Origin of the sequence: Geodermatophilus sp. TF02-6, from assembly GCF_003319115.1 — a bacterium.
Taxonomy (GTDB): domain Bacteria; phylum Actinomycetota; class Actinomycetes; order Mycobacteriales; family Geodermatophilaceae; genus Geodermatophilus.
Window position 1 is genome coordinate 346,225 of sequence record NZ_QOHF01000001.1, and the last position, 24,416, is coordinate 370,640.

At 74.4% G+C, this 24,416-nt stretch carries 20 protein-coding genes; 8 read left to right on the forward strand and 12 right to left on the reverse strand.

Translation table 11 applies throughout. From position 1 onward, the window contains the following. Positions 1–78 precede the first annotated feature (78 nt). Positions 79–792, reverse strand: a complete 714-nt coding sequence (locus tag DQ238_RS01670; RefSeq protein WP_158550685.1) for a GPP34 family phosphoprotein — start codon at positions 790–792, stop codon at positions 79–81. Positions 793–1,242: 450 nt separating this feature from the next. Here DQ238_RS01670 and DQ238_RS01675 point away from each other — a divergent pair, with 450 nt between their 5' ends. Continuing rightward, complete coding sequence (locus tag DQ238_RS01675; protein ID WP_113779541.1) at positions 1,243–1,449, forward strand: hypothetical protein; 207 nt, start codon at positions 1,243–1,245, stop codon at positions 1,447–1,449. 60 nt (positions 1,450–1,509) lie between these two features. Here DQ238_RS01675 and DQ238_RS01680 read toward each other — a convergent pair whose 3' ends face one another. The 3 genes from DQ238_RS01680 to DQ238_RS01690 form a co-directional block, all read right to left on the reverse strand. After that, positions 1,510–2,685 carry a serine hydrolase gene (locus DQ238_RS01680; protein ID WP_199506066.1) on the reverse strand — a complete coding sequence of 392 codons (1,176 nt, stop codon included), beginning with the start codon at positions 2,683–2,685 and terminating at the stop codon, positions 1,510–1,512. 181 nt (positions 2,686–2,866) lie between these two features. Next, a complete protein-coding gene (locus DQ238_RS01685; RefSeq protein ID WP_113779543.1) occupies positions 2,867–3,496 on the reverse strand; it encodes a TetR/AcrR family transcriptional regulator in 630 nt (209 codons plus the stop codon). After that, complete coding sequence (locus DQ238_RS01690) at positions 3,493–6,060, reverse strand: PEP/pyruvate-binding domain-containing protein (protein ID WP_199506067.1); 2,568 nt, start codon at positions 6,058–6,060, stop codon at positions 3,493–3,495. Before DQ238_RS01690 ends, DQ238_RS01685 begins: the two co-directional genes overlap by 4 nt. Positions 6,061–6,321: 261 nt before the next feature. Here DQ238_RS01690 and DQ238_RS01695 point away from each other — a divergent pair, with 261 nt between their 5' ends. The 6 genes from DQ238_RS01695 to DQ238_RS01720 all read left to right on the forward strand — a co-directional run bounded on the left by DQ238_RS01695 (position 6,322) and on the right by DQ238_RS01720 (position 13,143). Next, the gene (locus DQ238_RS01695; protein ID WP_113779545.1) at positions 6,322–7,284 is read left to right on the forward strand and encodes an MBL fold metallo-hydrolase; all 963 of its coding nucleotides are present in this window, start codon (positions 6,322–6,324) and stop codon (positions 7,282–7,284) included. Positions 7,285–7,292: 8 nt separating this feature from the next. Then, positions 7,293–8,936 carry an FAD-dependent monooxygenase gene (locus DQ238_RS01700; protein ID WP_113779546.1) on the forward strand — a complete coding sequence of 548 codons (1,644 nt, stop codon included), beginning with the start codon at positions 7,293–7,295 and terminating at the stop codon, positions 8,934–8,936. A gap of 58 nt (positions 8,937–8,994) precedes the next feature. Beyond that, positions 8,995–10,200 carry a homogentisate 1,2-dioxygenase gene (locus DQ238_RS01705; protein ID WP_113779547.1) on the forward strand — a complete coding sequence of 402 codons (1,206 nt, stop codon included), beginning with the start codon at positions 8,995–8,997 and terminating at the stop codon, positions 10,198–10,200. Continuing rightward, the gene (locus DQ238_RS01710) at positions 10,197–11,075 is read left to right on the forward strand and encodes a hypothetical protein (RefSeq protein WP_113779548.1); all 879 of its coding nucleotides are present in this window, start codon (positions 10,197–10,199) and stop codon (positions 11,073–11,075) included. Before DQ238_RS01705 ends, DQ238_RS01710 begins: the two co-directional genes overlap by 4 nt. 55 nt (positions 11,076–11,130) lie before the next feature. Next, positions 11,131–12,321 carry a fumarylacetoacetase gene (fahA, locus tag DQ238_RS01715; RefSeq protein ID WP_113779549.1) on the forward strand — a complete coding sequence of 397 codons (1,191 nt, stop codon included), beginning with the start codon at positions 11,131–11,133 and terminating at the stop codon, positions 12,319–12,321. Positions 12,322–12,450: 129 nt separating this feature from the next. Further along, positions 12,451–13,143, forward strand: a complete 693-nt coding sequence (locus DQ238_RS01720; RefSeq protein WP_113779654.1) for an IclR family transcriptional regulator — start codon at positions 12,451–12,453, stop codon at positions 13,141–13,143. A gap of 90 nt (positions 13,144–13,233) precedes the next feature. Here the strand turns inward: DQ238_RS01720 and hppD are convergent, their stop codons facing one another. Continuing rightward, positions 13,234–14,439, reverse strand: coding sequence for a 4-hydroxyphenylpyruvate dioxygenase (gene hppD, locus DQ238_RS01725; protein ID WP_113779550.1), 1,206 nt, complete (start codon positions 14,437–14,439; stop codon positions 13,234–13,236). Positions 14,440–14,616: 177 nt separating this feature from the next. Between hppD and DQ238_RS01730 the strand changes: the two genes are divergently transcribed. Continuing rightward, positions 14,617–15,135 (forward strand): Lrp/AsnC family transcriptional regulator, encoded by a 519-nt coding sequence (locus DQ238_RS01730; protein ID WP_113779551.1) that lies wholly within the window; start codon positions 14,617–14,619, stop codon positions 15,133–15,135. Positions 15,136–15,211: 76 nt separating this feature from the next. Here DQ238_RS01730 and DQ238_RS01735 read toward each other — a convergent pair whose 3' ends face one another. The 7 genes from DQ238_RS01735 to DQ238_RS01765 are packed head-to-tail and all read right to left on the reverse strand — an operon-like array spanning position 15,212 to position 24,406. After that, positions 15,212–16,063 (reverse strand): HAD-IIA family hydrolase, encoded by an 852-nt coding sequence (locus tag DQ238_RS01735; RefSeq protein ID WP_233495621.1) that lies wholly within the window; start codon positions 16,061–16,063, stop codon positions 15,212–15,214. Further along, on the reverse strand, positions 16,056–17,537 hold the full coding sequence (locus DQ238_RS01740; RefSeq protein WP_113779552.1) for a biotin carboxyl carrier protein: 1,482 nt from the start codon (positions 17,535–17,537) through the stop codon (positions 16,056–16,058). Before DQ238_RS01740 ends, DQ238_RS01735 begins: the two co-directional genes overlap by 8 nt. Further along, entirely contained in the window at positions 17,537–18,904 is a 1,368-nt protein-coding gene (locus tag DQ238_RS01745; protein ID WP_113779553.1) for an acetyl/propionyl/methylcrotonyl-CoA carboxylase subunit alpha, read from the reverse strand. Before DQ238_RS01745 ends, DQ238_RS01740 begins: the two co-directional genes overlap by 1 nt. Continuing rightward, positions 18,901–19,416, reverse strand: coding sequence for a biotin/lipoyl-containing protein (locus DQ238_RS22975; protein WP_199506068.1), 516 nt, complete (start codon positions 19,414–19,416; stop codon positions 18,901–18,903). Before DQ238_RS22975 ends, DQ238_RS01745 begins: the two co-directional genes overlap by 4 nt. Positions 19,417–19,421: 5 nt before the next feature. Beyond that, positions 19,422–20,507, reverse strand: a complete 1,086-nt coding sequence (locus tag DQ238_RS01755) for a PEP/pyruvate-binding domain-containing protein (protein ID WP_113779554.1) — start codon at positions 20,505–20,507, stop codon at positions 19,422–19,424. 11 nt (positions 20,508–20,518) lie between these two features. Then, positions 20,519–22,339 (reverse strand): PEP-utilizing enzyme, encoded by a 1,821-nt coding sequence (locus DQ238_RS01760; RefSeq protein WP_113779555.1) that lies wholly within the window; start codon positions 22,337–22,339, stop codon positions 20,519–20,521. Positions 22,340–22,363: 24 nt separating this feature from the next. Beyond that, the gene (locus DQ238_RS01765) at positions 22,364–24,406 is read right to left on the reverse strand and encodes an acetoacetate--CoA ligase (RefSeq protein ID WP_113779657.1); all 2,043 of its coding nucleotides are present in this window, start codon (positions 24,404–24,406) and stop codon (positions 22,364–22,366) included. Positions 24,407–24,416: the final 10 nt, after the last annotated feature.

A 24,416-nucleotide genomic window follows, 5' to 3' on the forward strand; every position in this document is an offset into this window, starting at 1 on the left:
GCGCGCGGCAGCTGCGGAGGATCCGCGGTCACGGCACGTCAGGAGACCGCCGCGACGTCCCGCCCCAGGACGAGCCCCTCACCCCCCGTGGGTGCCGCCGATGGCCGCGGCGACCGCGACTCTCCTCCTCGCCGCCCGCACCTCCGCCTGTACCTCCGCGACGGCCTGGCCGACCGCACCGATGACCGGTCCCTGCGAGGTCAGTCGGTCGATCCGCTGCCGTGCGGCTGTCCGCTGCGGCGGGTCGGCGAGCCGGTCGACCAGTCCAGCGGCCCCGGCGAGCACCAGCAACTCCCGCACGCGCAGCGCCGGCTGCGCGGCGCCGACCAGCGCCAGGCGGGCGGTGGCGCACAGCTCCTCGCGCGCCTGACGGTCCAGCAGCCGCTGGCGCTGGACCGGGAAGATCCCGAACCGGCGTGCTCGCTCGACGCGCAGCACCCCACGCCGTGCCAGGGCGGCCGCGACCTGCTGCCCGAGCCGGAACCTCGGTGCGGCGAGCTGGCACACCCAGTGCGTGACGCCTCGAGGCTCATCGGTGCACACCGCAGCGACGGCGTTCTGCTGCAGCATCCCGGGCAGCGCCGTGGCGGTGGTGGGGCGCTCGACCCTGACCTCGCCGTCCTGCACGGTGGCGACGCCGCCGTCCACCAGGTCCAGCACCACCCCGCCGGCCATCGCGACGTAGACCATCGGTGATCCGCTGATGCGCCCCCGATCCGGATCCACGGCCAGCAGCACGAGCTGCTCGGGCAGTGACAGCGCCTGCACCTGCTGGGTGCTGGAGCTGGTCACCGTGCGTCCTCCTCGAGCAGTCGTCCTCATCACAGGCTCCTCTCTCTTCCCAGCGCGTCTGCTGCTGGGTCGTCACCGGGTCGTCCGGGTCGCACCTGTTCACGGTGGGTCCGGTGAGCGCGGCGCCCCCTGAGGACCGAGCACCGACATCGCCGGTACCGCGATGCTGGCGCGGCGTGTGTGCGACGGGCATCGACACTTCGGCGGACGAGCCACCGACTTTGGTCCACCTCTCGCGCTACTGGTGGTACGTCGTCGGCTTCTCGTCCGCGGTGACCCATGGCGGGACGCGACCTGGACCGATCGGTCCCCGTCCCATCGACGTCTTCCGCGAGCGATCGGCCGGCGCACGGGTACCCCTTGACGGAGCCGGAACCGCGGCGGAGCGTCTGGGTTGACCGTCACAAGAGAGGGCGCAACCGGCCATCGTGCACAGGGGAAGGACGACCCGTGACGATCTTCGACCCCTACCGGCCGATCGACACCGACCGGCCCGGCGTGCTCACCGTCGCCTGCGCCCTCGTCGAGGTGCTCGAGCACGTCGGCAGCACCGCGGCGGACCCCGACATCCGCCGGTCCGCCGACCGCGTCCTCGACTACCTGGCCGGCCGCGGCGCCACCGTCTACCTCGCCCAGCTCCTGGCGGCCGACCAGTAGACGCGGCCGACCAGTGGACCGGCTCCCGGCCGGGCGCCCCCAGGCTCATGGGGCCGTGTCCTACGCGTGGACCGGTGGGGTGGTGGGTGGGGTGGCCACGCCGAGGGCGTCGTAGACGGCGCGCAGGTAGCCCTCGCTGCGGGGCGAGCCGAGGATGCCCGGCGCCATCTTGTTCATCATGTAGGAGAAGGTCATCCGGCGGTCGAGGTCGGTGACGATCAGCGAGCCACCCCAACCGCCCCAGAAGCAGATCCGGCCGTCGGGGACGTAGGGCAGCAGCTCGGCCTTGGGCAGCGCCCAGCCGATGCCGAAGCGGGCCGGGACGCCGAGCACCAGGTCCACGCCGTCCGACTGCTGCTGGAAGACGACGTCGATCGTCCGGGGCGACAGCAGGCGCACCCCGTCGACCTGCCCGCCCCGGGCCAGGACGGAGAGGACCCGGGCCACCGAGCAGGCGTTGCCGTGCCCGTTGACCGCGCCCATGTCGGCCCGCCGCCATCCGGCGGTGTTGGCCTGGGCGGCATCGGCGACCGGAGCGGTGAAGGTCTTCACCACGGGGCTGTCGGGAGGCAGCGCGGCCAGGTCGAACGGAAGCGGTGGAGGCGGAACGACCTCGGCGATGCGGCCCCAGTCGGCCTCCCGGGCGCCGATCTGGAAGTCGGCGCCGAGCGGGCCGGCGATCTCCTCGGCGACGAACTGCTTGAGCGACCGGCCGGTGATCCGCCGGATCACCTCACCGACCAGGTGGCCCTGGTTGCTGGCGTGGTAGCCCGACGCGGTGCCCGGCTCCCACCACGGCGCCTGCGCGGCCAGGCGCGCCGTGGCGGCGTCCCAGTCGTACATGTCCTCGATGGCGAACGGCTTCTCCCAGCCGGACACCCCCGAGGTGTGCGACATCAGGTGACGGACCTCGATCGCGTCCTTGCCGGCCGCGGCGAACTCCGGCCAGTAGCGGGCGACCGGCGCGGACGGGTCCAGCTCACCCCGGTCGACGAGCAGCAGAGCCGCGAGGTTGGTGACCGTCTTCGTCGTCGACCAGACGTTGACGATGGTGTCCTCGGTCCAGGGCGTGGTCCGTTCCTCGTCGCGGAAGCCGCCCCACAGGTCCACCACCGGCTCGCTGTCCAGGTCGACGTGGACCGATGCGCCGAGTTCCTCCCCCGTGCCGAGGTTCTCGGCCAGCGCGTCGCGCACACGCTCGAACCGGCTGGTGCACGTGCCCTCGACCTCGGCCACCGCCGACCTCCTCATCCCGGCTCCCTGCGCGCATCCAAGCACTCCCGTGGGTCGACGACAGCCACACGCTCGCGGGGCGCAGCCGGTGGGGGCCGTCGGACCCGCTCGGCGACGAGCCCGCCAGAGGGATGGCCTCGTGAGCAGCAGGTCGAGCCGCTGCCGGAGCCGGAGGCGCCGCACGTCACCCCGGCGGTCGCGCGACGACGCCGCGGAACAGGGGCAGCAGCACCTCGTCGACGATGCCGACGACCACCTCGTCGGTGATGGGGGGACGGTCGAAGAGGAAGTGGTGGCGCAGGAGGGCCTCTCCCGCCTCCAGGCGGCGGGGGGTGACCAGCGCGGGGTCGACCTCGCCGCGGGCGACGGCCCTGGCGATCACCTCCTCGGTGGCGCGGCGCCCGGTGCCCCGGTGGTGCTGGCGGATCTCCCAGACGCGGCCGGGCTCGCGCAGCGCGTCGCTGAGCAGGCCGCGCAGCGCCTCACCGGCCGGCCCGGCCAGCAGCCGCGCCGTCGCCCGCAGCAGGGCCAGCAGGTCACCGCGCAGGCTGCCGGTGTCGGGCAGCGAGGCGGGGTCCGAGGCGGGATCCGGCAGGGCCGAGCGCACCGCGTCCAGGGCGAGCTCGAGCTTGCTGGGCCAGTACCGGTACACCGTGGCCTTGCCGGTGCGGGCGCGCTCGGCGACCCGGTCGATGGTCAGGGCGGCGTAGCCGACGTCGGTCAGCTCGTCCAGCGCCGCCTGCAGGACGGCCGCGCGCAGGACGGGGCCCCGGCGGCGGGGCAGGGTCCGGTGGTCGGTGGCCGCGCCACTCACGGCCGCTCCGACACGGGCACCTGGGCGGACCGCCGGGCGAGGGTGACGCGGCCGGTGCCGCCGTCGACGGTGACGACCTGGCCGTCGGGAAGTGCGGTGCTGCCGGTGACGGTGCCCATGACGGCGGGGATCCCGTGCTCGCGGGCCACGATCGCCGCGTGCGACGCCGGGCCGCCGGTGTCGACGACGACCGCTGCGGCGCGACCGAACAGCGGCGTCCACGCGGGGTTGGTCGACGGGCACACGAGCACGTCACCGGAGGACAACCGGCCGAACTCCGCGGGACCGTGCACGACGGTCACCGGTCCGGTCGCCCGGCCGCGACCGGCCGGGGTGCCGGTGACCACGACCTCCCCGCCGTCCTCCTCGACCCTGCGGTGCGACCGGCGGCGCCGGTAGACCGCGGCTGTGTCGATGAGCGGCACGCCGGACAGCTCCTCGCGGCGGGCGGCCCGGGCCCGCACGAGCCCGCAGAGCCGATCGCGGTCGGCGTCGTCCACTTGGCCGGCGTCCTCGAGGCCGCCGAGGGCCTCCAGCTCCGCCAGCCGCAGGTGGAAGACGTCCTCGGGCTGCTCGAGCACCCCGGCGACCTGCAGTCGGCGGCCGATCTCGAGCAGGCTGCGGCGTAGGGCGGGTAGCGGCAGGGTCAGGGCGGCGTGGCTGTCCTCCCGGAAGGCCATGCCGGCCCGGGCCGCCGCGACCCAGCGGCGAGCCCGGTCGCGCACCGCCGGGGAGCGCAGCGGACGCGCGGCGAGCAGGTCCCCCATGGCCCGCCGGGCGCGGTCGGCCCGGTCGTCGGAGCGGCGCGGGCTGGACGCGAGCACGCGCACCGTGCCGAGCAGCGCCGCCGGGTCGTCGGCCAGCGTCGGGGGCGTGACGAGCACAGGGGTGGCGGTCTCCCGATGGCCGAACTCGACCAGGAAGGCGGCGACCTGCTCCGCGAAGTCGGGGGGCAAGGCCGCGCCGTCGTCCGGTCCGGCGCCGGGACGGGCGATCGCGTCGGCGAGGGCGGCGTCGAGCGCGGGGTCGGCGCGCACCCGGTCGGCGAGCGCCTCCAGCGCCCGGTTGGCCTCGTCGGTCCGGGTGGGGATGCCGGCGAGCAGGTCGGTCATCGCGGCGCGGCGCCGCAGCAGGGCGAGCACCAGCACCAGGCGCAGCAGCGCCAGCCCGGTGCCGGGCAGGTAGTCGATGCGCAGGTCGGCCAGGGGCGGCACCAGCGCCAGCGCCTCCCGGGGGCGGGCCAGCAGGTCGCGCCACGGCAGCACCCGCAGGTCGTCGGCGGCCATGGCACGACTGCGGGCCGTCGCGTCGAGCAGGCGGGGGTCGGCCGTCCACCGGGCCGGGTCGAAGCGCCGTGCCCGGCGGGCGATGCGCGCCGGGGCGAGCAGCACGGCCGGCGTGGGCCGCGGGGTGGGGAGCAGGAGCCGGTCCACGACGCCGTCCTGCTCGTGCAGCAGGTGCTCGAACACCCCGGTCACCCCGACGCTGCGGGTGACCCGTCCCATGGCTCCGACGACGCCGTGCGGTACCCAGGTCGTCGCGTCGATCGGGTAGGGCCGCACCGAGAAGTACTCGACGACCAGTTGGCTCACCTGTCGCTGCAGCCGGTTCAGCCGGACCGGGGGCGGGGGCAGCGCGGTCATCGGACGCGCCTGCAGCCACCAGAGCCGCCCGTCGGCCAGGGCCCACTCCATGTCCTGCGGCCGGCCGGCGCGTTCGGCGACGGCGGTGCCGGTGCGGGCCAACTCCGCCAGCACCGCCCGCGACAGGCGCGCGACCCCACCCGGGTCGCCGGCGTCCGTGACGGTGCCGCCACCGGGGGCGCTGCGGACGACGACCTCGCGGCGGCCGGCGGTGGAGACCCGCACGCGGCCACGCCGGTCCAGCTCGTAGTGGTCCGGGGTGACCAGACCGGACACGACCGCCTCACCCAGTCCGCTGCTGGCCTCCACGACGAGGCGGTGCCGATCGCCGGTCACCGGGTCGGCGGTCAGCAGCACGCCCGCGACCTCGGCGTCGACCATGCGCTGGACGACGACGGCGATGCGCACCTCCTCGGGCGCCATGCGCAGCCGCCGGCGGTAGGCGACGGCCCGGTCGGTCCACAGCGACGCCCAGCAGCGGCGCACCGCGTCCACGACCGCGTCGTCTCCCACGACGCCGAGGTGGGTGTCCTGCTGGCCGGCGAACGCGGCGCCGGGCAGGTCTTCTGCGGTGGCGCTCGAGCGCACCGCGACGGGGCCGTCGCCGAGCGCGGCACAGGCGGTGACGATCTCGCGGCGCACCTCCGCGGACAGCGGGGCCGCCGCGATCTCAGCGCGCAGACCGGCGAGATCGTCCGCCGCCACGCGCTCGGCCACCGGCACGCCCGCGGCGGCGACCGCCTCGACGTAGGCGGCGGTGGTGACGACGAACCCCGCCGGCACCCGCCAGCCCTGCCGCACCAGCTCGCCCAGCCCTGCGCCCTTGCCGCCCACCAGGGCCACGTCGTACCGACTCGCATCCTGGAGCGGCACCACCACCGGCCGAGCCCGCTCCGACCGGCCCACGACCTGCTGCTGCACCGACGACATGGCACGGCCCCCCGGTAGAGAACTACCCGTTCTCTACGAGGGTACGGACAGTCTCGGCGCGGGGCAAGGACGCGGCTGCCGACAGAGGCGTTCCGGGCGGCGGGGCGCACCGGGTGTCCGTCACCGCACCGGAAGACGGGGACCGCCGAGGACGACCGGTGCCCTTGTGGTCGCCATCACGGCCCCGTACGCTCCAACCTGTAGATGAATGTGTAGCTCGCATATCGAGCACCACCCCCGTGGAGATCCGCTATGGCCGCCAAGCCCTTCGCCTCCTCCGCCGACCTGGGCGTCAAGGAGCAGACCCTCGAGGTGCTCGCCGACGGCGTGTACGCGCTGACCGCGGAGGGCGACCCCAACCTCGGCGCCATCGAGGGCGAGGACTTCCTCGTCTGCTTCGAGGCGCTGGCCACCCCGGTCGCCGCCCGCCGGTGGCTGGCCAGGCTGCGCGAGCACACCGACAAGCCGGTCCGCTACCTGGTGCTGTCCCACTACCACGCCGTCCGCGTGCTCAGCGCCAGCGCCTTCGACGCCGAGGTGGTCGTGGCCTCCGAGCAGACCAGGCACCTGATCGCCGAGCGCGGCCAGCAGGACTGGGAGAGCGAGTACGGCCGGATGCCGCGGCTGTTCGAGGAGCCGGAGTCCATCCCCGGCCTCACCTGGCCGACGCTGACCTTCCGCGACCGCCTGACCATCGAGCTGGGCGGTGACCGCGGCGAACTGGTGCTGGAGTTCCTCGGCCGCGGCCACACCGAGGGCGACATCGTGGCGTGGCTGCCCGAGCAGGAGATCGTCTTCGCCGGCGACCTGGTCGAGTCCCAGGCCGCGCTCTACACCGGCGACGCGTTCCACTTCGACTGGGCCGCCGGCACCCTCGACCGGGTCAAGGCCCTGGGCGCCCAGCAGCTCATCGGCGGGCGCGGGGCCATCGCCCGCGGCCGCGACCAGGTCGACGCGGCGATCGAGCAGACCCGCGACTTCCTGCTCACCATGCAGCGCACCGTCGGCGAGGCGCACCGCTCCGGCGGCACGCTGAAGGACGCCTTCGCCGCCACCCACGCCGCCCTGGCCCCGAAGTACGGCGCCTGGCCGATCTTCGAGCACTGCCTGCCCTTCGACGTGCAGCGGCTGTGGGACGAGCTCTCCGGCATCGAGCGCCCGGTGATCTGGACCGCCGAGCGCGACCGCCAGGTCTGGGACGAGCTGCAGGGATGAGGCCCCCGATGACCCAGGACGCACCCGTGCTGGTCGTGGGCGCCGGCCCGGTCGGCCAGACCGCTGCCCTGCTGCTGGCCCGTTGGGGGCTCCCCGTCGTCGTGCTCGACGGGCGCCCCGAGCGGGACGTGATCGGCAGCAAGGCCATCTGCCAGCAGCGCGACGTCCTCGACGTGTGGGACGCCGTCGGCGTCGGCGCCGAGGTCGCCCGCCGCGGCGTCACCTGGACCACCGCCCGGACCTTCCACCGCGACGCCGAGCTGTTCAGCTTCCGGTTCACCGACCGCGGGCGCTCGGCGTTCCCGCCGTTCGTCAACATCTCGCAGTGCGAGACCGAGCGGCTGCTCGACGAGCGCATCGCCGCCGAGCCGCTGATCGACGTCCGCTGGGGGCACCGGGTCACCGACATCGCCCAGGACGACGCCGGGGTGACCATCGCCTGCGCCACCGCCGACGGCGGGGTCCAGGTGCGCGGATCGCACGCCGTCGCCTGCCCCGGGCCGCGCGGCGACGTGCGGGCGCTCCTCGGGCTGGCCTTCGACGGGGAGACGTTCTGCGACTCCTTCCTCATCTGCGACATCCGCACCGACCTGCCCGGCTGGCAGACCGAGCGCCGGTTCTACTTCGACCCGGCGTGGAACCCCGGCCGGCAGGTGCTCATCCACCCCTGCCCGGACTCGACGTTCCGCATCGACTGGCAGGTGCCGCCGGAGTTCGACCTGGCCGCCGAAGAGGCCTCGGGAGGCCTCGACCGGAGGATCCGGCAGGTCATCGGCGACCGGCCCTACGAGATCGTGTGGAGGTCGGTCTACCGGTTCCACTCCCGCGTCGTCGACCGCATGCGCGTGGGCCGGGTCCTCGTCGGCGGCGACGCCGCGCACCTGGTCTCCCCGTTCGGCGCCCGCGGGCTGAACTCCGGCGTCCTGGACGCGGAGAACGCCGCGTGGAAGATCGCCTTCGTCCGCAGGGGGTGGGCGCCGGAGGCGCTGCTGGACAGCTACCACGACGAGCGGCACGCCGCGGCGCTGGAGAACATCGAGGTCACCGGCGCGACCATGCGGTTCCTCGTGCCGGGCACCGAGGCCGACGCCCACCGCCGCCGCGACGTCCTGGAGCGCGCGGCGACCGACCCCGAGGCCCGGGCGCAGGTCGACTCCGGCCGGCTGGCCGAGCCGTTCTGGTACGTCGACTCCCCGCTGACCACGCCCGACCCGTCGCGTCCGTTCCCCGGGCGGCCCGCCCGCGGCGACGTCCCGGTGCCGGCGCCGGGGGTCCTCGTGCCCGACTGCCCGGTCACCGTCCCCGGTCGGCCGGACGTCGTCCGGCTGCGGCAGCTGGCCCGCGAGGGGGTCACCGTGCTCGTCGGGGACGACGCCGTCCTGCCCGCACCGGTCGGCCTCCCTGCAGGGTCCCGCCGCGAGCCTGCGAGCGGTTGGGGGCAGGGAGGTCCTCTTCTGCCGGTGTCCGTGCACCGCATCCGCGACCTGGACCCGACACCGGTCCTCCGCGGGGCCCTCGGCGCCCGCCCCGACGAGGTCTGGGTGCTGCGTCCCGACGCGCACGTGGCCGCCGTCCTCACCGATCCGACCGCGGTCACCGCCGCGGTGGCCCGGTTGCTCGCCCGTCCCGTCCCCGACCCCGTCCCGGCCTGACCGATCCCGTCAGGGCCAAAGTGGCCACTATGGCCCTCAGACCACGTGAGGTGACCCGATGGCGTTCTACCGACAGGTGGGCGAGGTCCCGCCCAAGCGGCACACCCAGTTCCGCCGTCCCGACGGCGGCCTCTACTACGAGGAGCTGGTCGGCGAGGAGGGCTTCTCCAGCGACTCCTCGCTGCTCTACCACCGCGGCGTCCCCTCGGCGATCGTCGACGCCCGCCCCTGGCAGCTGCCCGACCAGACCCTCACGCCGAACGCGCCGCTGGTGCCCCGGCACCTGAAGCTGCACGACCTCTTCCCGGGTGAGGAGCACAAGGCGGTCGATCCGGTGACCGGGCGGCGGCTGGTGCTGGGCAACGCCGACGTGCGCATCTCCTACGCCGTGTCGTCGCTGCCCAGTCCGTACTACCGCAACGCCACCGGCGACGAGTGCGTCTACGTCGAGCGCGGCGCGGCCACGGTGGAGACCACCTTCGGCGCCCTCGAGGTGGGCCGGGGTGACTACGTGGTCATCCCCCGGACCACCACCCACCGCTGGATCCCCACCGGGCCCGAGCCGCTGCGCACCTACGCCATCGAGGCCAACAGCCACATCGCCCCGCCCAAGCGCTACCTGTCCCGCTACGGGCAGTTCCTCGAGTCCGCCCCGTACTGCGAGCGGGACCTGCGCGGGCCGGCCGAGCCGCTGACCGCCGAGGGCGGCGACGTAGAGGTCTACGTCAAGCACCGCGGTCCCGGCCCCGGCGGGCTGGCCGGCACGGTGCACGTCGTCCCCGAGCACCCGTTCGACGTGGTCGGCTGGGACGGCTGCCTCTACCCGTACGCGTTCAACGTCGCCGACTTCGAGCCGATCACCGGCCGGGTGCACCAGCCGCCGCCGGTGCACCAGGTCTTCGAGGGCGCCAACTTCGTCATCTGCAACTTCGTGCCGCGCAAGGTCGACTACCACCCGCTGGCGGTGCCGGTGCCCTACTACCACTCCAACGTCGACTCCGACGAGGTCATGTTCTACGTCGACGGCGACTACGAGGCCCGCAGGGGTTCGGGCATCGGGCGGGGCTCGATCAGCCTGCACCCCGGCGGGCACTCCCACGGCCCCCAGCCGGGCGCGGTCGAGCGGGCCCTGGGCGTGGAGTACTTCGACGAGCTGGCCGTCATGGTCGACACCTTCCGCCCGCTCGACCTCGGCGAGGCCGGCACCGCCGCCGACGACGGGCGCTACGCCTGGAGCTGGTCCGGCCGGGGGCCGTCGGCATGACGGCGCCGTCCGACCAGCTGTTCGACGGGCTCTTCGACGGGCTCTTCGACGACGCGGCGCTGTTCCCGCCCGGGGACGCACCGATGGCCGTCGCCGTCCCGGCGCACCGCGAGCTGCGGGTGCGCCTGGGTGACCTGGTGGGGCCGTTCGTCGTGCCGGCAGCCCGGCTCGGCGAGCTCACCGAGCACCTCGGGGACGGCTCGGGAGACGACGCGGCGCCGTTCCACGTCTCGCTGATCGCGGCGGCCGGCGACCTGCCGGCCGCCGCGGCCCGGGTCCGGTCCTCCCCGGGCCTCACGCTGGCCGCCGTCGAGGTGCCGCTGGTCGCCGACGCGGCCGCGGCGCGCGAGGCGGTCCGGGTGCTCGACGAGGTCGTGCCCGCTGACGTGCCGGCGGCGGTCGAACTGCCCCGCACCGCCGCCCGGGACGAGGTGCTCGACGTCCTCACCGGTACCCGGTACCGCGCCAAGCTGCGCACCGGCGGCGTCCGCGCCGCGCTGTTCCCCACACCGCGGGAGCTGGCCGCGACCCTCCACGCCTGCGTCGCACAGCGGGTGGCGCTCAAGTGCACGGCCGGGCTGCACTCCGCCGTCCGGCGCACCGACCCGACCACCGGCTGCACCCACCACGGCTTCCTCAACGTGCTCCTCGCCGTCGGCGCGCTGACCACCGGAGCGCCACCGGCCGTCGCTGCCGGGTGGCTCGGCGAGACCGACGCCGGCGCCCTGGTCGCGGCCCTGCGCAGCTGGCCCGCGGAGCGCGCCGCCCGGGCACGAGCCGTCTTCACCTCCTTCGGCACCTGCAGCGTGCTCGAGCCGGTCGACGACCTCGTCACCCTCGGCCTGCTGCCCTCGCGAGAACGGACCCCCGCATGAGAGATCCCCGGAAACGCGCTCCGCTGGCGCTCCCCGTCCCCGCGGGGACCCCGAGATGACCTGGCTCGACCTGCCCGCCGGCACCGGGTTCGGGATCGGCAACCTCCCCTACGGCGTCTTCTCCACCGCCGGCAGCGCGCCCCGCACCGGGGTGGCGATCGGCGAGCTCGTGCTGGACCTGGTGGCGGCCACCGGCGACCAGGTGCACGCCACGGGCTCGCTCAACGCCTTCATGGCCCGCGGGCCGCGGGCCTGGGCGGACCTCCGGGCGCAGCTCACGGACTGGTTCACCGACGCCGCGCACCGGGCGACGGTGGAGCCGCACCTCGTGCCGCGGTCGGAGGTGACGCTGCACCTGCCGGTCGAGGTCGCCGACTACGTCGACTTCTACAGCTCGCAGCACCACGCGGAGAACCTCGGCCGGATGTTCCGCCCCGACTCGGCTCCGCTGACGCCGAACTGGAAGCACCTGCCGATCGGCTACCACGGCCGCGCGGGCACGGTGCAGGTCTCGGGCACGCCGGTGGTCCGGCCGAGTGGCCAGCGCAAGGGGCCGACCGACGCCGCGCCCACCTTCGGGCCCTCGCAGCGGCTGGACATCGAGGCCGAGGTCGGCTTCGTCGTCGGCACGCCGTCCGAGCTCGGTCGGGCGGTGCCGCTGGCCGCCTTCCCCGAGCACGTCTTCGGCGTCTGCCTGGTCAACGACTGGTCCGCCCGCGACCTGCAGGCCTGGGAGTACGTGCCGCTGGGGCCCTTCCTCGGCAAGTCCTTCCTCACCTCGGTCTCCCCGTGGGTGGTGCCGCTGGCCGCGCTCGAGGCCGCCCGGGTCCCGGCGCCGGCCCGCGACGTGCCGCTGCTGCCCTACCTCGACGACGCCGACGAGCCCTGGGGCCTGGACCTCACCCTCGAGGTCCGGCTGGGCGGCGAGCTGGTCAGCTGCCCGCCGTTCGGCCAGCTGTACTGGACCCCCGCCCAGCAGCTCGCGCACACGACGGTCAACGGCGCCAGCCTGCGCACCGGCGACCTGTACGCCTCCGGCACCGTCTCCGGCCCCGAGCGCGACCAGCGCGGCTCGTTCATCGAGCTGTCCTGGGGTGGTGAGGACCCGCTGACGCTGGCCGACGGGTCGACGCGGACGTTCCTGCAGGACGGCGACGAGGTCACCATCAGCGCCACCGCCCCCGGGCCGGACGGCACCCGGATCGCCCTCGGTGAGGTGACCGGGCGGATCGAGCCGACGCCGTGAGGCGACTCCGGTCGCGGCGTCCCTCGTCGGCGACGGCCGCGGCGCAGGTCCCCGCGATCCCGTGCACCGCCGGGCGCGGAACCGGACGACCGTAGGGTGGACGCCGACGAGCCACGGGAAGGGACGGCGATGGCGGCAGCCGACGGCGCGAGCGCGCCGCAGTCGCAGACGCTGGACCGCGGCATCCGGATCCTCGAGCACCTGGCCACCGTCAGCACACCGCAGCCGATCGCGCAGATCGGTCAGGCCGTGGGCCTGCACCGCTCGATCACCTACCGCCTGCTGCGCACCCTCGAGGACCACCAGCTCGTCGAGCGGGACCCGGCCGGGCACTTCCGGTTGGGTCTGGGCATGGTCGGCCTGGCCCGCGGGGTGCGCACCGACCTGCAGTCGGCGGCCCTGCCCCGGCTCGACGCGCTGGTGGCGCAGCTGGGGATGACGGCCTTCCTCGTCGTCCGGGCCGGCGACGAGGCGGTGACCGTCGCCACCGTCGAGCCGCACGACTCGCCCGCGCACGTCGTCTACCGGCCGGGCATCCGCCACCCCGTGGACCGAGGTGCCCCCGGCCTCGCCCTGCTGCTGCCCGAGGCCCCCTCGGCCGAGGACCGCACGGAGCTCCGGGACGCCCGCCGGCTCGGTTGGGCCACCTCCCGCGGTGAGGTCATCCCCGGCGTGCGGTCGGTCGCCGCGCCGGTGCTGGGTCCCGACGGCGGCGCCCGCGCGGCGCTGGCCGTGGTCTTCGTCGACGACGCGGCGGACACGACGTGGATCGGCCGGTCCGTGGCCGGCGCCGCGCGAGAGGTCGCCACCGCCCTCCGCTGACCCGCGCCGAGCCTGGTGCCGTGCTGGAACGGCCACCCTCCAGGGTCCCTCCGCCTGAGCCTGGGAGACGTGGGGGAGGGTGGTCCTCCTTCAGGTGTTGCCGCGCCGGGTCTGTTCCCGCTCGATGGCCTCGAAGAGGGCCTTGAAGTTGCCCTTGCCGAACCCGAGCGAGCCGTGCCGCTCGATCAGCTCGAAGAAGACCGTGGGCCGGTCGCCGATCGGCCTGGTGAAGATCTGCAGCAGGTAGCCGTCCTCGTCCCGGTCGACCAGGACCCCGCGCGCCTGCAGCTCCTCGACCGGCACCCGCACCTCCCCGATGCGGGCCCGCAGCCCCGGGTCCTGGTAGTAGGAGTCCGGCGTCGACAGGAACTCGACGCCCTCGGCCCGCATCGCGTCGACGGTGGCCAGGACGTCGTCCGTGGCCAGCGCGACGTGCTGCGCGCCGGGCCCGCCGTAGAACTCCAGGAACTCGTCGATCTGCGACTTCCTCTTGCCCGGTGCCGGCTCGTTGAGCGGGAACTTCACCCGGTGGTTGCCGTCGGCGACCACCTTGCTCATCAGCGCCGAGTACTCGGTGGCGATGTCCTCGCCGACGAACTCGGCCATGTTGGTGAAGCCCATGACCCGGTTGTAGAAGTCCACCCAGGCGTCCATGGCGCCGAGCTCGACGTTGCCCACGACGTGGTCGACGGCCTGGAACAGCCGGGCCGGCCGGCCGGGGCGCGGGACGAAGGACGACGTCCGCGCGGTGTACCCGGGCAGGTAGGGGCCGGTGTAGCGGGAGCGGTCGACGAGGGTGTGCCGGGTGTCGCCGTAGGCGGCGATGGCGGCCAGCCGGACGGTGCCGTGCTCGTCGGTGCGGTCGTGCGGCTCCTCCAGCACGGTGGCGCCCTGGGCGCGGGCGTGGGCGGTGCAGCGGTCGACGTCCGGGACGGCGAGCGCGATGTCGGCGATGCCGTCGCCGTGCCGGCGGTGGTGGTCGCCCAGCGGGCTGGCCGGGTCGTAGGCACCCGTGACGACGAAGCGCGCCGCGCCCGACTGCAGCACGTACCCGACGTGGTCGCGGTTGCCGGTCTCGGGCCCGGAGTAGGCGACCAGCTCCATGCCGAACGCCGACTGGTACAGGTGCGCGGCCTGCGTCGCGTTGCCGACGACCCACACCAGCGCGTCCCACCCGGAGACCGGGAACGGATCCCCGGAGGGGTCGTACTCGACCAGGCCGACGAGCTGGCGGAGCCCTTCTCCGTCCAGCTGCGCCAGGCGCTCGTCGGCGTTCAGGGCCTGCTCGAGGCTCATGACCGTCTCCTCCCGCACGAGGCTGCGTCCAGCGGTGTCACGGGCACTGCACACCCGGCGGTGGAGACGGGCAACCCGTCCGGGTCCCGGTGGGCGGGCTGACCATCCCGACCAGCGAGGGCGGCAACCGACTGGGCAGACTGCACAGTCGACGGCACGGGTAGGGGAGGACACGGGATGACCGACGGACGCGCCCTCGACGCCCTGGACGTGGCCCTGCTGGCAGCGCTGGAGGACCACCCGCGCGCCGGGGTCCTGGAGCTGTCCCGGCTCGTCGGCGTGGCCCGGGGCACCGTCTCGGCCCGCCTGCGACGCCTGGAGGACGCCGGCGTGATCACCGGCTACGGCCCGGACGTCGACGTCCGCGCGGCCGGCTTCGGCGTCCAGGCCTTCGTCACCCTGGAGATCGCGCAGGGGGCGATCGACGACGTGCGGCGCGACCTCGAGGGCATCCCCGGCGTCCTGGAGGCGCACGCCACCACCGGCAGCGGGGACGTGCTGTGCCGCGTGGCCGCCAGCTCCCACGAAGCCCTGCAGCAGACCCTCGTCCACCTCAACCGGTCCTCGGCGGTGGTGCGCTCGACCAGCGTCGTGGCCCTGTCCCAGCTCGTGCCCTGGCGCACCCTGCCGCTGCTGCGATCCGAGGCCGCCGCGGACGCCGGACGCTCGGGCACGGGACGGCCGACGGGAGGCTGAGGCCCTCCCGTCGGGCGCCGCCGGGCTGCCAGCGCTCCCGCCCGGGCCCTGGGACGCCAGCACCGGCGGCCCGTGCTCAGCCGTGGGCGAGCAGCCCTCCCAGGACCCCCACGTCGGTCAGGTCCAGGTGGGGACGCACGTCCTCGGGCAGGTCGGTGAACGACTCCGCGTGGCCGATGCCGGTGTGGACGGCGACGGCCACCGCGCCGCCCTCGTGCGCCATCGGGACCTCCAGTTCGGGGTCGTCGCCGACGACGGCCAGCTCCGCGGCAGGGACGCCGAGGTGCCGGGCCGCCGCGCGCAGCGCCTGCAGCGACGGCTTGCCGACGACGGTCACCCGGCACCCGGTGATGTCGCGGACCACCGCGGAGATCGCCCGTGAGGTGCCGAGCGTGCGTCCCTCCGCCGTGGCGAAGAACGGTGACTGGGAGGCGCTGTAGAACGTCGCTCCCTCGAGGACGGCGAAGCAGGCGGCCTCCAGCGCCTCGAAGGTGAGTTCCTGCCGGTACCAGCCCGCGAAGACGGCGTCTGCGGTCGTGCCGGGCAGCGGCGGCAGAGTCTCGATCCCGGCGGCCTCGAGCGGCTCGGTGACGCCCTTGCCACCGAGCACCACCACCCGGCGGTGCCCGCGCCGCCGGAAGACCTCGACCGCGGCGGTGGCCGGCGTCAGCACCGCGTCGTCGGGCACCGGGAGGCCGGCCTGCTGCAGGGCGTCCGCGCACTGCGTCGGGGTCTTCACGGTGCCGTTGGTGAACACGCAGAACCGCAGGTCCCGCTCCACGAGCAGACGGACGAACTCCACGGCTCCGGGTAGGGCACGCAGCCCCCGGTTGTCGCGGTCCCCGAGGACCAGCGTGCCGTCCATGTCCAGCACGAAGCCGCGCACACGGCGCAGGCGGTCCAGGACGGCGGGGCCGGGTTCAGACACGGACGGTCCCCTCCCTCCGGCGGTGCACGAACAGGCGCAGGTCGGGCTTGCCGACCGCCAGGTCGTGCACGGTCGTCCGCTCCCCCAGTTCGCGCAGCAGGGTGAGCACCGGCGTCAGGGTCGGGTTGTAGTGCTCGGGCGCGGGCCCGGCGGCGAGCATCGCGTCGACCTGCTCGGCGGGCATGTGCGCCCGCAGCAGCAGCTCCTCGTCGCTCATCGCGGAGCCGAACTGGCGGCGCAGTTCCTCCGGGGACGGGGGTGGGGGCTCCGACTGCAGCTCCCGGGCCCGCGGCCGGTCGAGGATCCGGTCGAGCACGTCCGGGTCGATCGGGGCGGTGGGCCGGCCGAAGCTGCCCAGCGCGTACCGGATCACCTGGTCGGGCACGGTCGACCAGCGCTCCCCGATCACGTTGAACAGCGCCTGCGAGACCACCATCTGGGGGAACGGCGTCACCATGATCGGGTGGCCGAGTTCGGCGCGGACCCGGCCGACCTCCTCGATCAGGCTCTCGAACCGGTCCTCCATGCCGATCTCCCGCAGTTGGCGGCGGGTCGTCGTCAGCACGCCCCCGGCGATCTGGTGGTGCAGGAACGCGGCGTCGAAGTCCTGCGGTCGCCCGGCGGGGAGCTCCTCCGCGGTCGCCAGCCGCTCGAAGAAGTCGCAGGCCAGGCCGAGCGCGCGGTCGTCGACGTCGACGCGGTGGCCCATCTCGCGGAGGTTGGCCACGGTGCGGCGCACCTCGGGCAGCGACGAGCCGTTGCCGAGCGGCCCGCAGCCGGTCTGCACGACCTCCACGCCGAGCTCGGGCGCGATGGAGTAGGTCTGCGGGGAGAGCCCGATGGTGGCGTGCGAGTGCAGCTCCAGCGGCACGTCGCCGAGCTGGGACTCGATCGCGGGGAGGAGCGTGCGAGCGCGTTCGGCGGTGAGGATGCCCGCCGGGTCCTTGACGTAGACGCGGTCGACGTCGGGGCACTCGCGCATCTGGCGGGCGAGGTCGGCGTAGAAGGCGTCGTCGTGGACGGCGCTGATGGTGAAGGTCAGCGCCGCGACCACCTCGTCGACGCCGGCCTTCTTCAGCCGGCGGGCGGTGGCGCGGGCGGCGTCCATGTCGTGCATGGGGTCGAGGACGACGACCCGGTCGATGCCGCCCGCGACCAGCCGGTCGTACACCAGCTGCATGGTGTCGGGGTGGGAGTTCTGCCAGGAGATGAAGCGGAAGCCGGTGCCGATGAACTGCAGCCTGGTCCTCGGCATGAGCGCGCGGGTGCGCCTGAGGAGCTCCCAGGGGTCCTCCCGGTGGGTGCGGACCAGCATGCCCATCGCGGTGCTGGAGCTGTAGTCCAGTGCCCGGAAGCCGACCCGCTCCAGGATCGGCGCCACCTGCAGCACGTGCGCCGTGCGCAGTCCGGCAGCACCCCACAGGCTCTGGTTGCCGTCGCGCAGGGAGACGTCGACCAGTCCGACGTCGGCCATCAGGACACCTCCACGAGATCGAGCCGGGCGCCGCTGAGGAACCGTTCGAAGAAGGCGGTGTCCACTCCCCCGGCGGCGAACTCGGGGTCGGCCAGCAGCGCGGCGTGCACCGGCGCGGTCGTCGTCACGCCCTCGATCCGCAGGAGTGCCAGCGCGGCGCGGGCCCGGGCGAGGGCGTCGGCGCGGTCGCGGCCGTGCACGATGAGTTTGGCCAGCAGCGAGTCGTAGTGGGGCGGGACGACGGAGCCGCCCTGCACGTGGGTGTCCACGCGGATGCCGTTCCCCACGGGCAGCACCACCCGGTCGATCCGCCCTGGTGACGGCCGGAAGTCCGCGGTCGGGTCCTCGGCGTTGATCCGGCACTCGACGGCGTGCCCGGTGAGGGTGACGTCCTCCTGGCGCAGGGACAGCGGCAGCCCCTCGGCGACGGCCAGCTGCTCGGCGACCAGGTCGATGCCGGTGACCACCTCGGTGACCGGGTGCTCCACCTGGATGCGGGCGTTCATCTCGAGGAAGTAGAACGCCTCGCGCTCGCGGTCGTAGAGCAGCTCGACCGTGCCCAGGCCGCGGTAGCCGAGGTGCTCGGCGAGGGCGAGGGCGGCCTGGGCCACCTCGGTGTGGACGCGGTCGGGCAGCAGCGGCGCCGGGGCCTCCTCGACCAGCTTCTGGTAGCGGCGCTGCACCGAGCAGTCGCGGTCGCCCAGGGCCACGGCCCGGGTGCCGTCGCCGAGCACCTGCACCTCGACGTGCCGGCCGGAGGCGACGTAGCGCTCCAGGTAGACCCGGGGGTCGCCGAACGCGGCGGCGGCCTCGGAGACGGCGAGGTCGAGGGTGTGCGGCAGCTCCTCGGCCGCGCGGACCAGCTTCATCCCGCGCCCGCCGCCTCCGCCGACCGCCTTGACCAGCAGCGGGTAGCCGACCTCGGCCGCCACCGCCTGCGCGCCGGGCAGGTCTGCGGCCTCGCCGCCGGGCACGACCGGCAGCCCGGCGGCGATCGCGTGCGAGCGGGCCCGGAGCTTGTCCCCGACCGCCTCCAGGGACGCCGGTGTCGGCCCGACGAAGACGATCCCGGCCGCCTCGCACGCCCGGGCCAGCGCGGGGTTCTCCGACAGGAAGCCGTAGCCGGGGTGCACCGCGTCGGCGTGCACGGCCCGCGCGGCGCCGACCACGGCCGACGGGTCCAGGTAGCTCGCCGACGCCGGCGCCGGGCCCAGCCGCACCACCCGGTCGGCCAGCCGCGCCGGCAGCGAGTCCAGGTCCGCGTCGGAGGCGGCCAGCACCGACTCGATGCCCAGCCGGCGACACGTGCGGACGACCCGGACCGCGATCTCCCCGCGGTTGGCGACGAGCAGTCGCCGGATCCTCACGACGCGCCCTCGCCCAGCCCGGCCGTGCCCGAGGCCGGGTCCACCACCAGGAGCACCGCGTCGGTGTCGGCGAACTCCCCGTTGCCGGCGCGGACCTCCACCACCGTGCCGCGGACGCCGGCGTGCACCGGGGTCATCATCTTCATGGTCTCCACGATGCCGACGACGGTGTCCTCGGTGACCAGGTCGCCGACCTCGACGAACGGTGCCGCGCCCGGTTTCGGCGCTCGGTAGAAGGTGCCCAGCAGCGGCGGGTGCACCGCCACCATGCCCTCGGCCACCGCCGCGGAGGGGCCTTCGTGGCCACTTCGGCCGCTGTCGGTGGGGCCTTCGTGGCCACTGTGGCCCTCGACGACCGGACGGCGGAGCACCTGCTGCTCGGCCGTCCAGCCGGACGCGCCCTCCCGGCGCACCGTCAGGGTGAGGTCGGCCAGCTCCAGGTGCAGCTCGTCCAGGCCGCTGGAGTCCAACGCGTGCAGGACGTCGCGGACGTCGTCGGGGGTGAGGTCCACGGCGCTCAGCTCTCCGGAGGGGTTGGGCGCTTGCCGCCCAGCAGGTTGAACACGTGGTCGAAGGCGCGGGACGTCGGAGCGACCCCGGGCGTGGCCGCCGCGGCGTCCTTCTCGGCCCACACCGTCTCCGGTCGGCTCTGCAGGAGGAAGACGTTCTCGCCGGGCGGCGCCGTCCGCGACACCGCCCACTCGATGTCCTGCGGGCAGCCGTAGTGAGCCTCGACCTCCCGGGCGATCGCCACCAGTTCGGCGATCTCGGCGTCACTGAGCGACGCGACGTCGCGCAGGTTCGCCGGCACGTCGCTCTCCACCACACCGGCGCCGCCGGGATCAGGCTGGTGCCAGCGGGTCTTGGTCGACACCGTCCGCCGCACGATCTCCCCGGTGACCTTGCTGACGACGAAGGAGTCCGGGGTGACCTCGCCGCTGACGACGGCCGAGCCGAGGCCCCAGCTGGCGTCGATGGCGACGACCGAGCGGTCGCCGGACAGCGGGCTGCGGGTGAACATCACCCCGGAACTGCGCGAGCCCACCATCTGCTGCACGACGACGGCCATCGCCAGGTCGGTCTCGGGGATGCCCCGGCGCAGCCGGTAGCTCACCGACTCGACGCTGTAGAGGCTCGCCCAGCACCGCCGCACGGAGGACAGGACCGAGTCCGCACCGCGCACCCACAGGTAGGTGTCCTGCAGCCCGGCGAAGCTGGCCTCGGCCGAGTCCTCGCTGGTGGCGCTGGACCGGACGGCCACCGGCAGGTCGGGCTGGCCGCACGCGTCGGCGAGCCGGGCGTACGCGGCGGTCACCGCCTCGGCGACCGCGGCCGGCAGCGGCGCCGACTCGACGGTCGACCGCAGCTCGGCGCAGGCCGCCGCGACCGCACCGGCGTCGGACGGGTCGAGCACCGTGACCCGGGAGCCGAGGTCGAGCGCGGCGACCGCGGACCGGAAGGCCGCCGTCGTCACCACGAAGCCGTCGGGGACGCGGACGCCCGCCCGCAGCAGCTCCCCCAGGCTGGCGCCCTTGCCCCCGGCCGCCGGGACGTCGTCCCGGCCGATGTCGGCGAAGGGCAGCACGGGCTGGACCGTGGTCATGGTCGCCCTCCTCAGCCGAGGATGGTCACGACGCCGCGGTCGCCGTCGACGCGGACGCGGTCACCGGTCGTGATCTTGGTGGTGGCCTGGCCGGTCCCCACGACGGCCGGCATGCCGTACTCGCGGGCGACGATCGCCGCGTGCGACATGGTGCCGCCGATGTCGGAGACGGCGGCGGCGATCTTGCCGAACACCGGCCCCCAGCTGGGGGCGGTCACCGGGCAGACGAGGACCTCGCCCTCGCGGATCTGCCCGATCTCGTTGACGTTCATGAGAACGCGGGCGACCCCCTCGACGACGCCCGGGGAGGCCGCGTACCCGCGGACGGTCTTCTCGTCGAGTTCCTCGCCGGCCAGCCAGGTCTGGATGGTCTCGTCGGTGACGCCCCAGAGCATCTGCACCGCGGGGTCGTTCATCGTCTCGGGCACCGGCCCCAGCGCCGGCGGGGGCGACCACCGCGACAGCGCGTCGAGGATCTGCTTGCGGCGCTCGACGACCGGCCGCCAGTGGCGGGCGCCCAGCTCGGTCCCGCCGGCCGCCCAGGCCAGCTGCACGTCGGCCAGGGCGTCCTCGACCTCGAGGTGCCGCAGGTGGAACACGTCCTCGGCGTCGGCCAGCACCCCTCGGTCGGCCAGCAGCTGGCCGAAGGCGCGGATCTTCTGGAAGAACCGCGTGGTGAACCAGTGCTCGCAGTAGAACTTGTGCGACTCGATGTAGGGGAACACCTGCCGGCACAGCCCGAGCATCTGGTCGAAGGCGGCCTGCTCGTCGTCGGAGGCCAGGAGGGCGCGGTACTCCGCGGCGATCCGCTCGCGCTCCCGGGCCAGCCGCTCGGTGGGCCGGGTGAGGTCCTCGCCGTTGCCGATCTGCTCCACGTAGCGGGGCAGCGCGGCGAACGGCACCGTGAGGTCGTCGGCCCAGGACAGGTGGTGGTGGTAGAAGCCGTCGCCGACCGAGACGTGGAACCACGGGTCCTTGGCCTCCTCCAGGGCAGCCAGCCACCGGGCGCCGGCGTCCCCCCGCTCCCCCAGGGCGCCGAGCACCTTGGCCGGCTCGTTGCCCTCGACGAACAGGTCGGCGAGGTCCAGCTCGACCGCGAGCGCGGCCAGCTCCTTCAGCTCGTCGTCCGGCCGGTACATCGTCACGTCCATGCCGGCGACCATGCGGGCGACCGTCTGGTCGCCGATCTCCGGGAAGGCCTGCTTGCAGAACCCGAAGAAGACGACGTAGGCGCCGTACCCGAGCATCAGGAACTCGGTGTGGTGGTGCCACATCTTCGAGTAGAGGTCGATGCAGCGGTGGAAGTTCTCGCGCAGGAGGTGGTTGGACGCGAAGCCGCGGGCCTCGGTGACGACGGAGAGGTCGTCGAGCTCGCCCAGCTGCGGCACCTCGACCGCCTCGATCTCGGCGATCAGCTTCTCGATCCGCTGCTGCCACTCCCCGTACAGGCGGTCCCAGTTGGCGTAGTAGTGGCCGGCCCGCTCCTGGAAGTGCTCCAGGCGCTCGGCCTGCTCAGCCGGGTCCAGCACCGGGTTGGCGGTGATGTAGACCCGCCCGTTGACGATCCGGTACTCGATCCCCATCGTCGTCGGGAAGGAGAACAGGCGCGCGGTGTTCGCGCCGATGGCGGTGTAGGGGATCTCCGAGGTGAGGCCGTCGAAGGCCGGCACCACCTCGGGGAAGTGCATCGAGTTGTAGAACCAGAAGCGCTGGTCGTCCTCGGGCTGGAAGCGGGAGAAGTACGGGTACATCTCCTCCCACCCCGCAGCACCCGGGACGTCGGCGATCTGGGACGGCAGCGGGAACGACCGCTCGCCGGTGGGCTGGGACATCTGGCGTCTCCTGTTCTCGGGGGGTCAGGCGAGCGGGTGGTCCTGCTGCGTGCGGGCGTACTCGACGAACCCGGCCAGGGAGCCGGGATCGGCCATGGCGCCGGGGTCGGCGACGTCGGCGGGGTCGGCGCCCATCAGCAGCCGGCGGACCGGGACCTCCATCTTCTTGCCGCTGCGGGTCAGCGGGACCGCGCGGACGGCGACGATCCGGTCGGGCACGTGCCGCGGGGTGTACTCCCCCCGCAGCCTGCGGCGCAGCCGCTCCTGCAGCTCGTCGTCCAGCACCGCACCGGGCGCCAGGACGACGAACAGCACCATGGCGCCGCCGCCGGGCAGGTCGAGGTCGACCACCAGCGAGGTGACGACGGCGGCGTCGTCCTCGACCACCCGGTAGATCTCGGCCGTGCCGATGCGCACACCGTGCCGGTTGAGGACGGCGTCGGAGCGGCCACGGACGAAGCAGCCGCCGCGCTCGTCGACCTCGAGGAAGTCGCCGTGCCGCCAGACGCCCGGGAAGGTCTCGAAGTAGCTGGCCCGGTAGCGAGCACCGTCCTCGTCACCCCAGAAGAACAGCGGCATCGAGGGCATGGGGCGGGTGACGACCAGCTCCCCGACCCGGCCGACGACCGGGCGACCGGCGTCGTCCCAGGCCTCCGCCGCCACCCCCAGGCACCGCGCCTGGATCTCGCCGGCGCGGACCGGCAGCGTCGGCACGCCGCCCACCAGGCCGGTGCAGACGTCCGTGCCCCCGCTGCCGGTGGCCACCCACAGGTCGTCCCGGACGGCCGCGTGGAACCACGCGGTGATCGCCGGGGCGACCGGTGACCCGGCCGGCATGACCACCTCGAGGGCGGAGAGGTCGAACCGCTCCCGCGGCACGATCCCGGCCTTCTCCATCGACTCGACGAAGGTCGGGCTGGTCCCGAAGAAGCGGGCACGTGCGTCCTGCGCCAGCCGCCACAGCACGTCGACGTCGGGGTGCGACGGGTTGCCGTCGTAGAGAACCGGAACGATGCCCGCGGTCAGCATGCTGACCAGGAAGTTCCACATCATCCAGCCGGTGGTGGTGAAGAAGAACGCCCGGTCGCCGGGACGCAGGTCCTGGTGGAACGCCAGGGACTTCAGCTGCTCGAGCAGGATCCCGCCGTGGCCGTGCACGATCGGCTTGGGCAGGCCGGTGGTCCCCGAGGAGAACAGCACCCACAGCGGGGAGTCGAACGGGACCTGCTCGCAGACGAGGTCACCGGCCTCCTGCGACGGGCCGGCCAGGGCGTCGGGCCAGGAGGTGACCGGCACCGGCAGGCTCGACACGGGCTGGCTGGGCACGGGCCGGCCGAGCACGGGCACGGCCACGACCTCGCGCAGATCGGCCAGCCCGGCGACGATCTCGGTGACCTCGTCGCGCCGGTCGAAGGTGCGGCCGCCGTAGCGGTAGCCGTCGGCGGCGACCAGCACGGTGGGGCGCAGCTGGGCCAGCCGGTCGAGCGCGCCGCGGGCGCCGAAGTCCGGGGAGACGCCGGCCCACACGGCGCCCACGGCGGCCGCGGCGAGCACCGCGACCACGGCCTCGGGGACGTTGGGCAGGTAGCCGACCACGCGGTCCCCTGGCCGCACGCCGCGCTCGCGCAGGTGGGTGGCGACCGCGCGGACCTGACGGGTGAACTCCTCCCAGGGGAGCTCGCGCAGCGGTTCGGTCTCGCTGGCGTACAGCAGCGCCGGCGCGCCCGACGCCTCCCGGCGCAGGACGTGCTCGGCGAAGTTGAGCCGGGCGCCGGGGAACCACCGGGCGCCGGGCATGGTGTCCTCGGCGAGCACGGCGTCGTACGGCGCCGACGACCGGACGTCGAAGAAGTCCCAGACCGCCGACCAGAACTCCTCCAGCTCCGTCGTCGACCAGCGCCACAGCGCCGCGTAGTCGTCGAACGACCGGCCGGTGCGCTCCTCGGCGAAGCGGGTGAACGCGGTCAGCCGGGTCCGCTCGATCCGCTCGGGGGACGGCGTCCACAGCAGGTCGCCCTCGCGGACGGATCCGTCCTCGGCTCCCCCGCGCACCGCCGCGCTCGACATGGACGAGACG

Bases quoted from the DNA above. Each gene is read 5' to 3' on its own strand.
- DQ238_RS01695 (WP_113779545.1), top strand. From the start codon at position 6,322: ATGGCCGCCAAGCCCTTCGCCTCCTCCGCCGACCTGGGCGTCAAGGAG.
- DQ238_RS01700 (WP_113779546.1), top strand. From the start codon at position 7,293: ATGACCCAGGACGCACCCGTGCTGGTCGTGGGCGCCGGCCCGGTCGGC.
- DQ238_RS01705 (WP_113779547.1), top strand. From the start codon at position 8,995: ATGGCGTTCTACCGACAGGTGGGCGAGGTCCCGCCCAAGCGGCACACC.
- DQ238_RS01710 (WP_113779548.1), top strand. From the start codon at position 10,197: ATGACGGCGCCGTCCGACCAGCTGTTCGACGGGCTCTTCGACGGGCTC.
- fahA (WP_113779549.1), top strand. From the start codon at position 11,131: ATGACCTGGCTCGACCTGCCCGCCGGCACCGGGTTCGGGATCGGCAAC.
- DQ238_RS01720 (WP_113779654.1), top strand. From the start codon at position 12,451: ATGGCGGCAGCCGACGGCGCGAGCGCGCCGCAGTCGCAGACGCTGGAC.
- hppD (WP_113779550.1), bottom strand. From the start codon at position 14,439: ATGAGCCTCGAGCAGGCCCTGAACGCCGACGAGCGCCTGGCGCAGCTG.
- DQ238_RS01730 (WP_113779551.1), top strand. From the start codon at position 14,617: ATGACCGACGGACGCGCCCTCGACGCCCTGGACGTGGCCCTGCTGGCA.
- DQ238_RS01740 (WP_113779552.1), bottom strand. From the start codon at position 17,537: ATGGCCGACGTCGGACTGGTCGACGTCTCCCTGCGCGACGGCAACCAG.
- DQ238_RS01755 (WP_113779554.1), bottom strand. From the start codon at position 20,507: ATGACCACGGTCCAGCCCGTGCTGCCCTTCGCCGACATCGGCCGGGAC.
- DQ238_RS01760 (WP_113779555.1), bottom strand. From the start codon at position 22,339: ATGTCCCAGCCCACCGGCGAGCGGTCGTTCCCGCTGCCGTCCCAGATC.
- DQ238_RS01765 (WP_113779657.1), bottom strand. From the start codon at position 24,406: ATGTCGAGCGCGGCGGTGCGCGGGGGAGCCGAGGACGGATCCGTCCGC.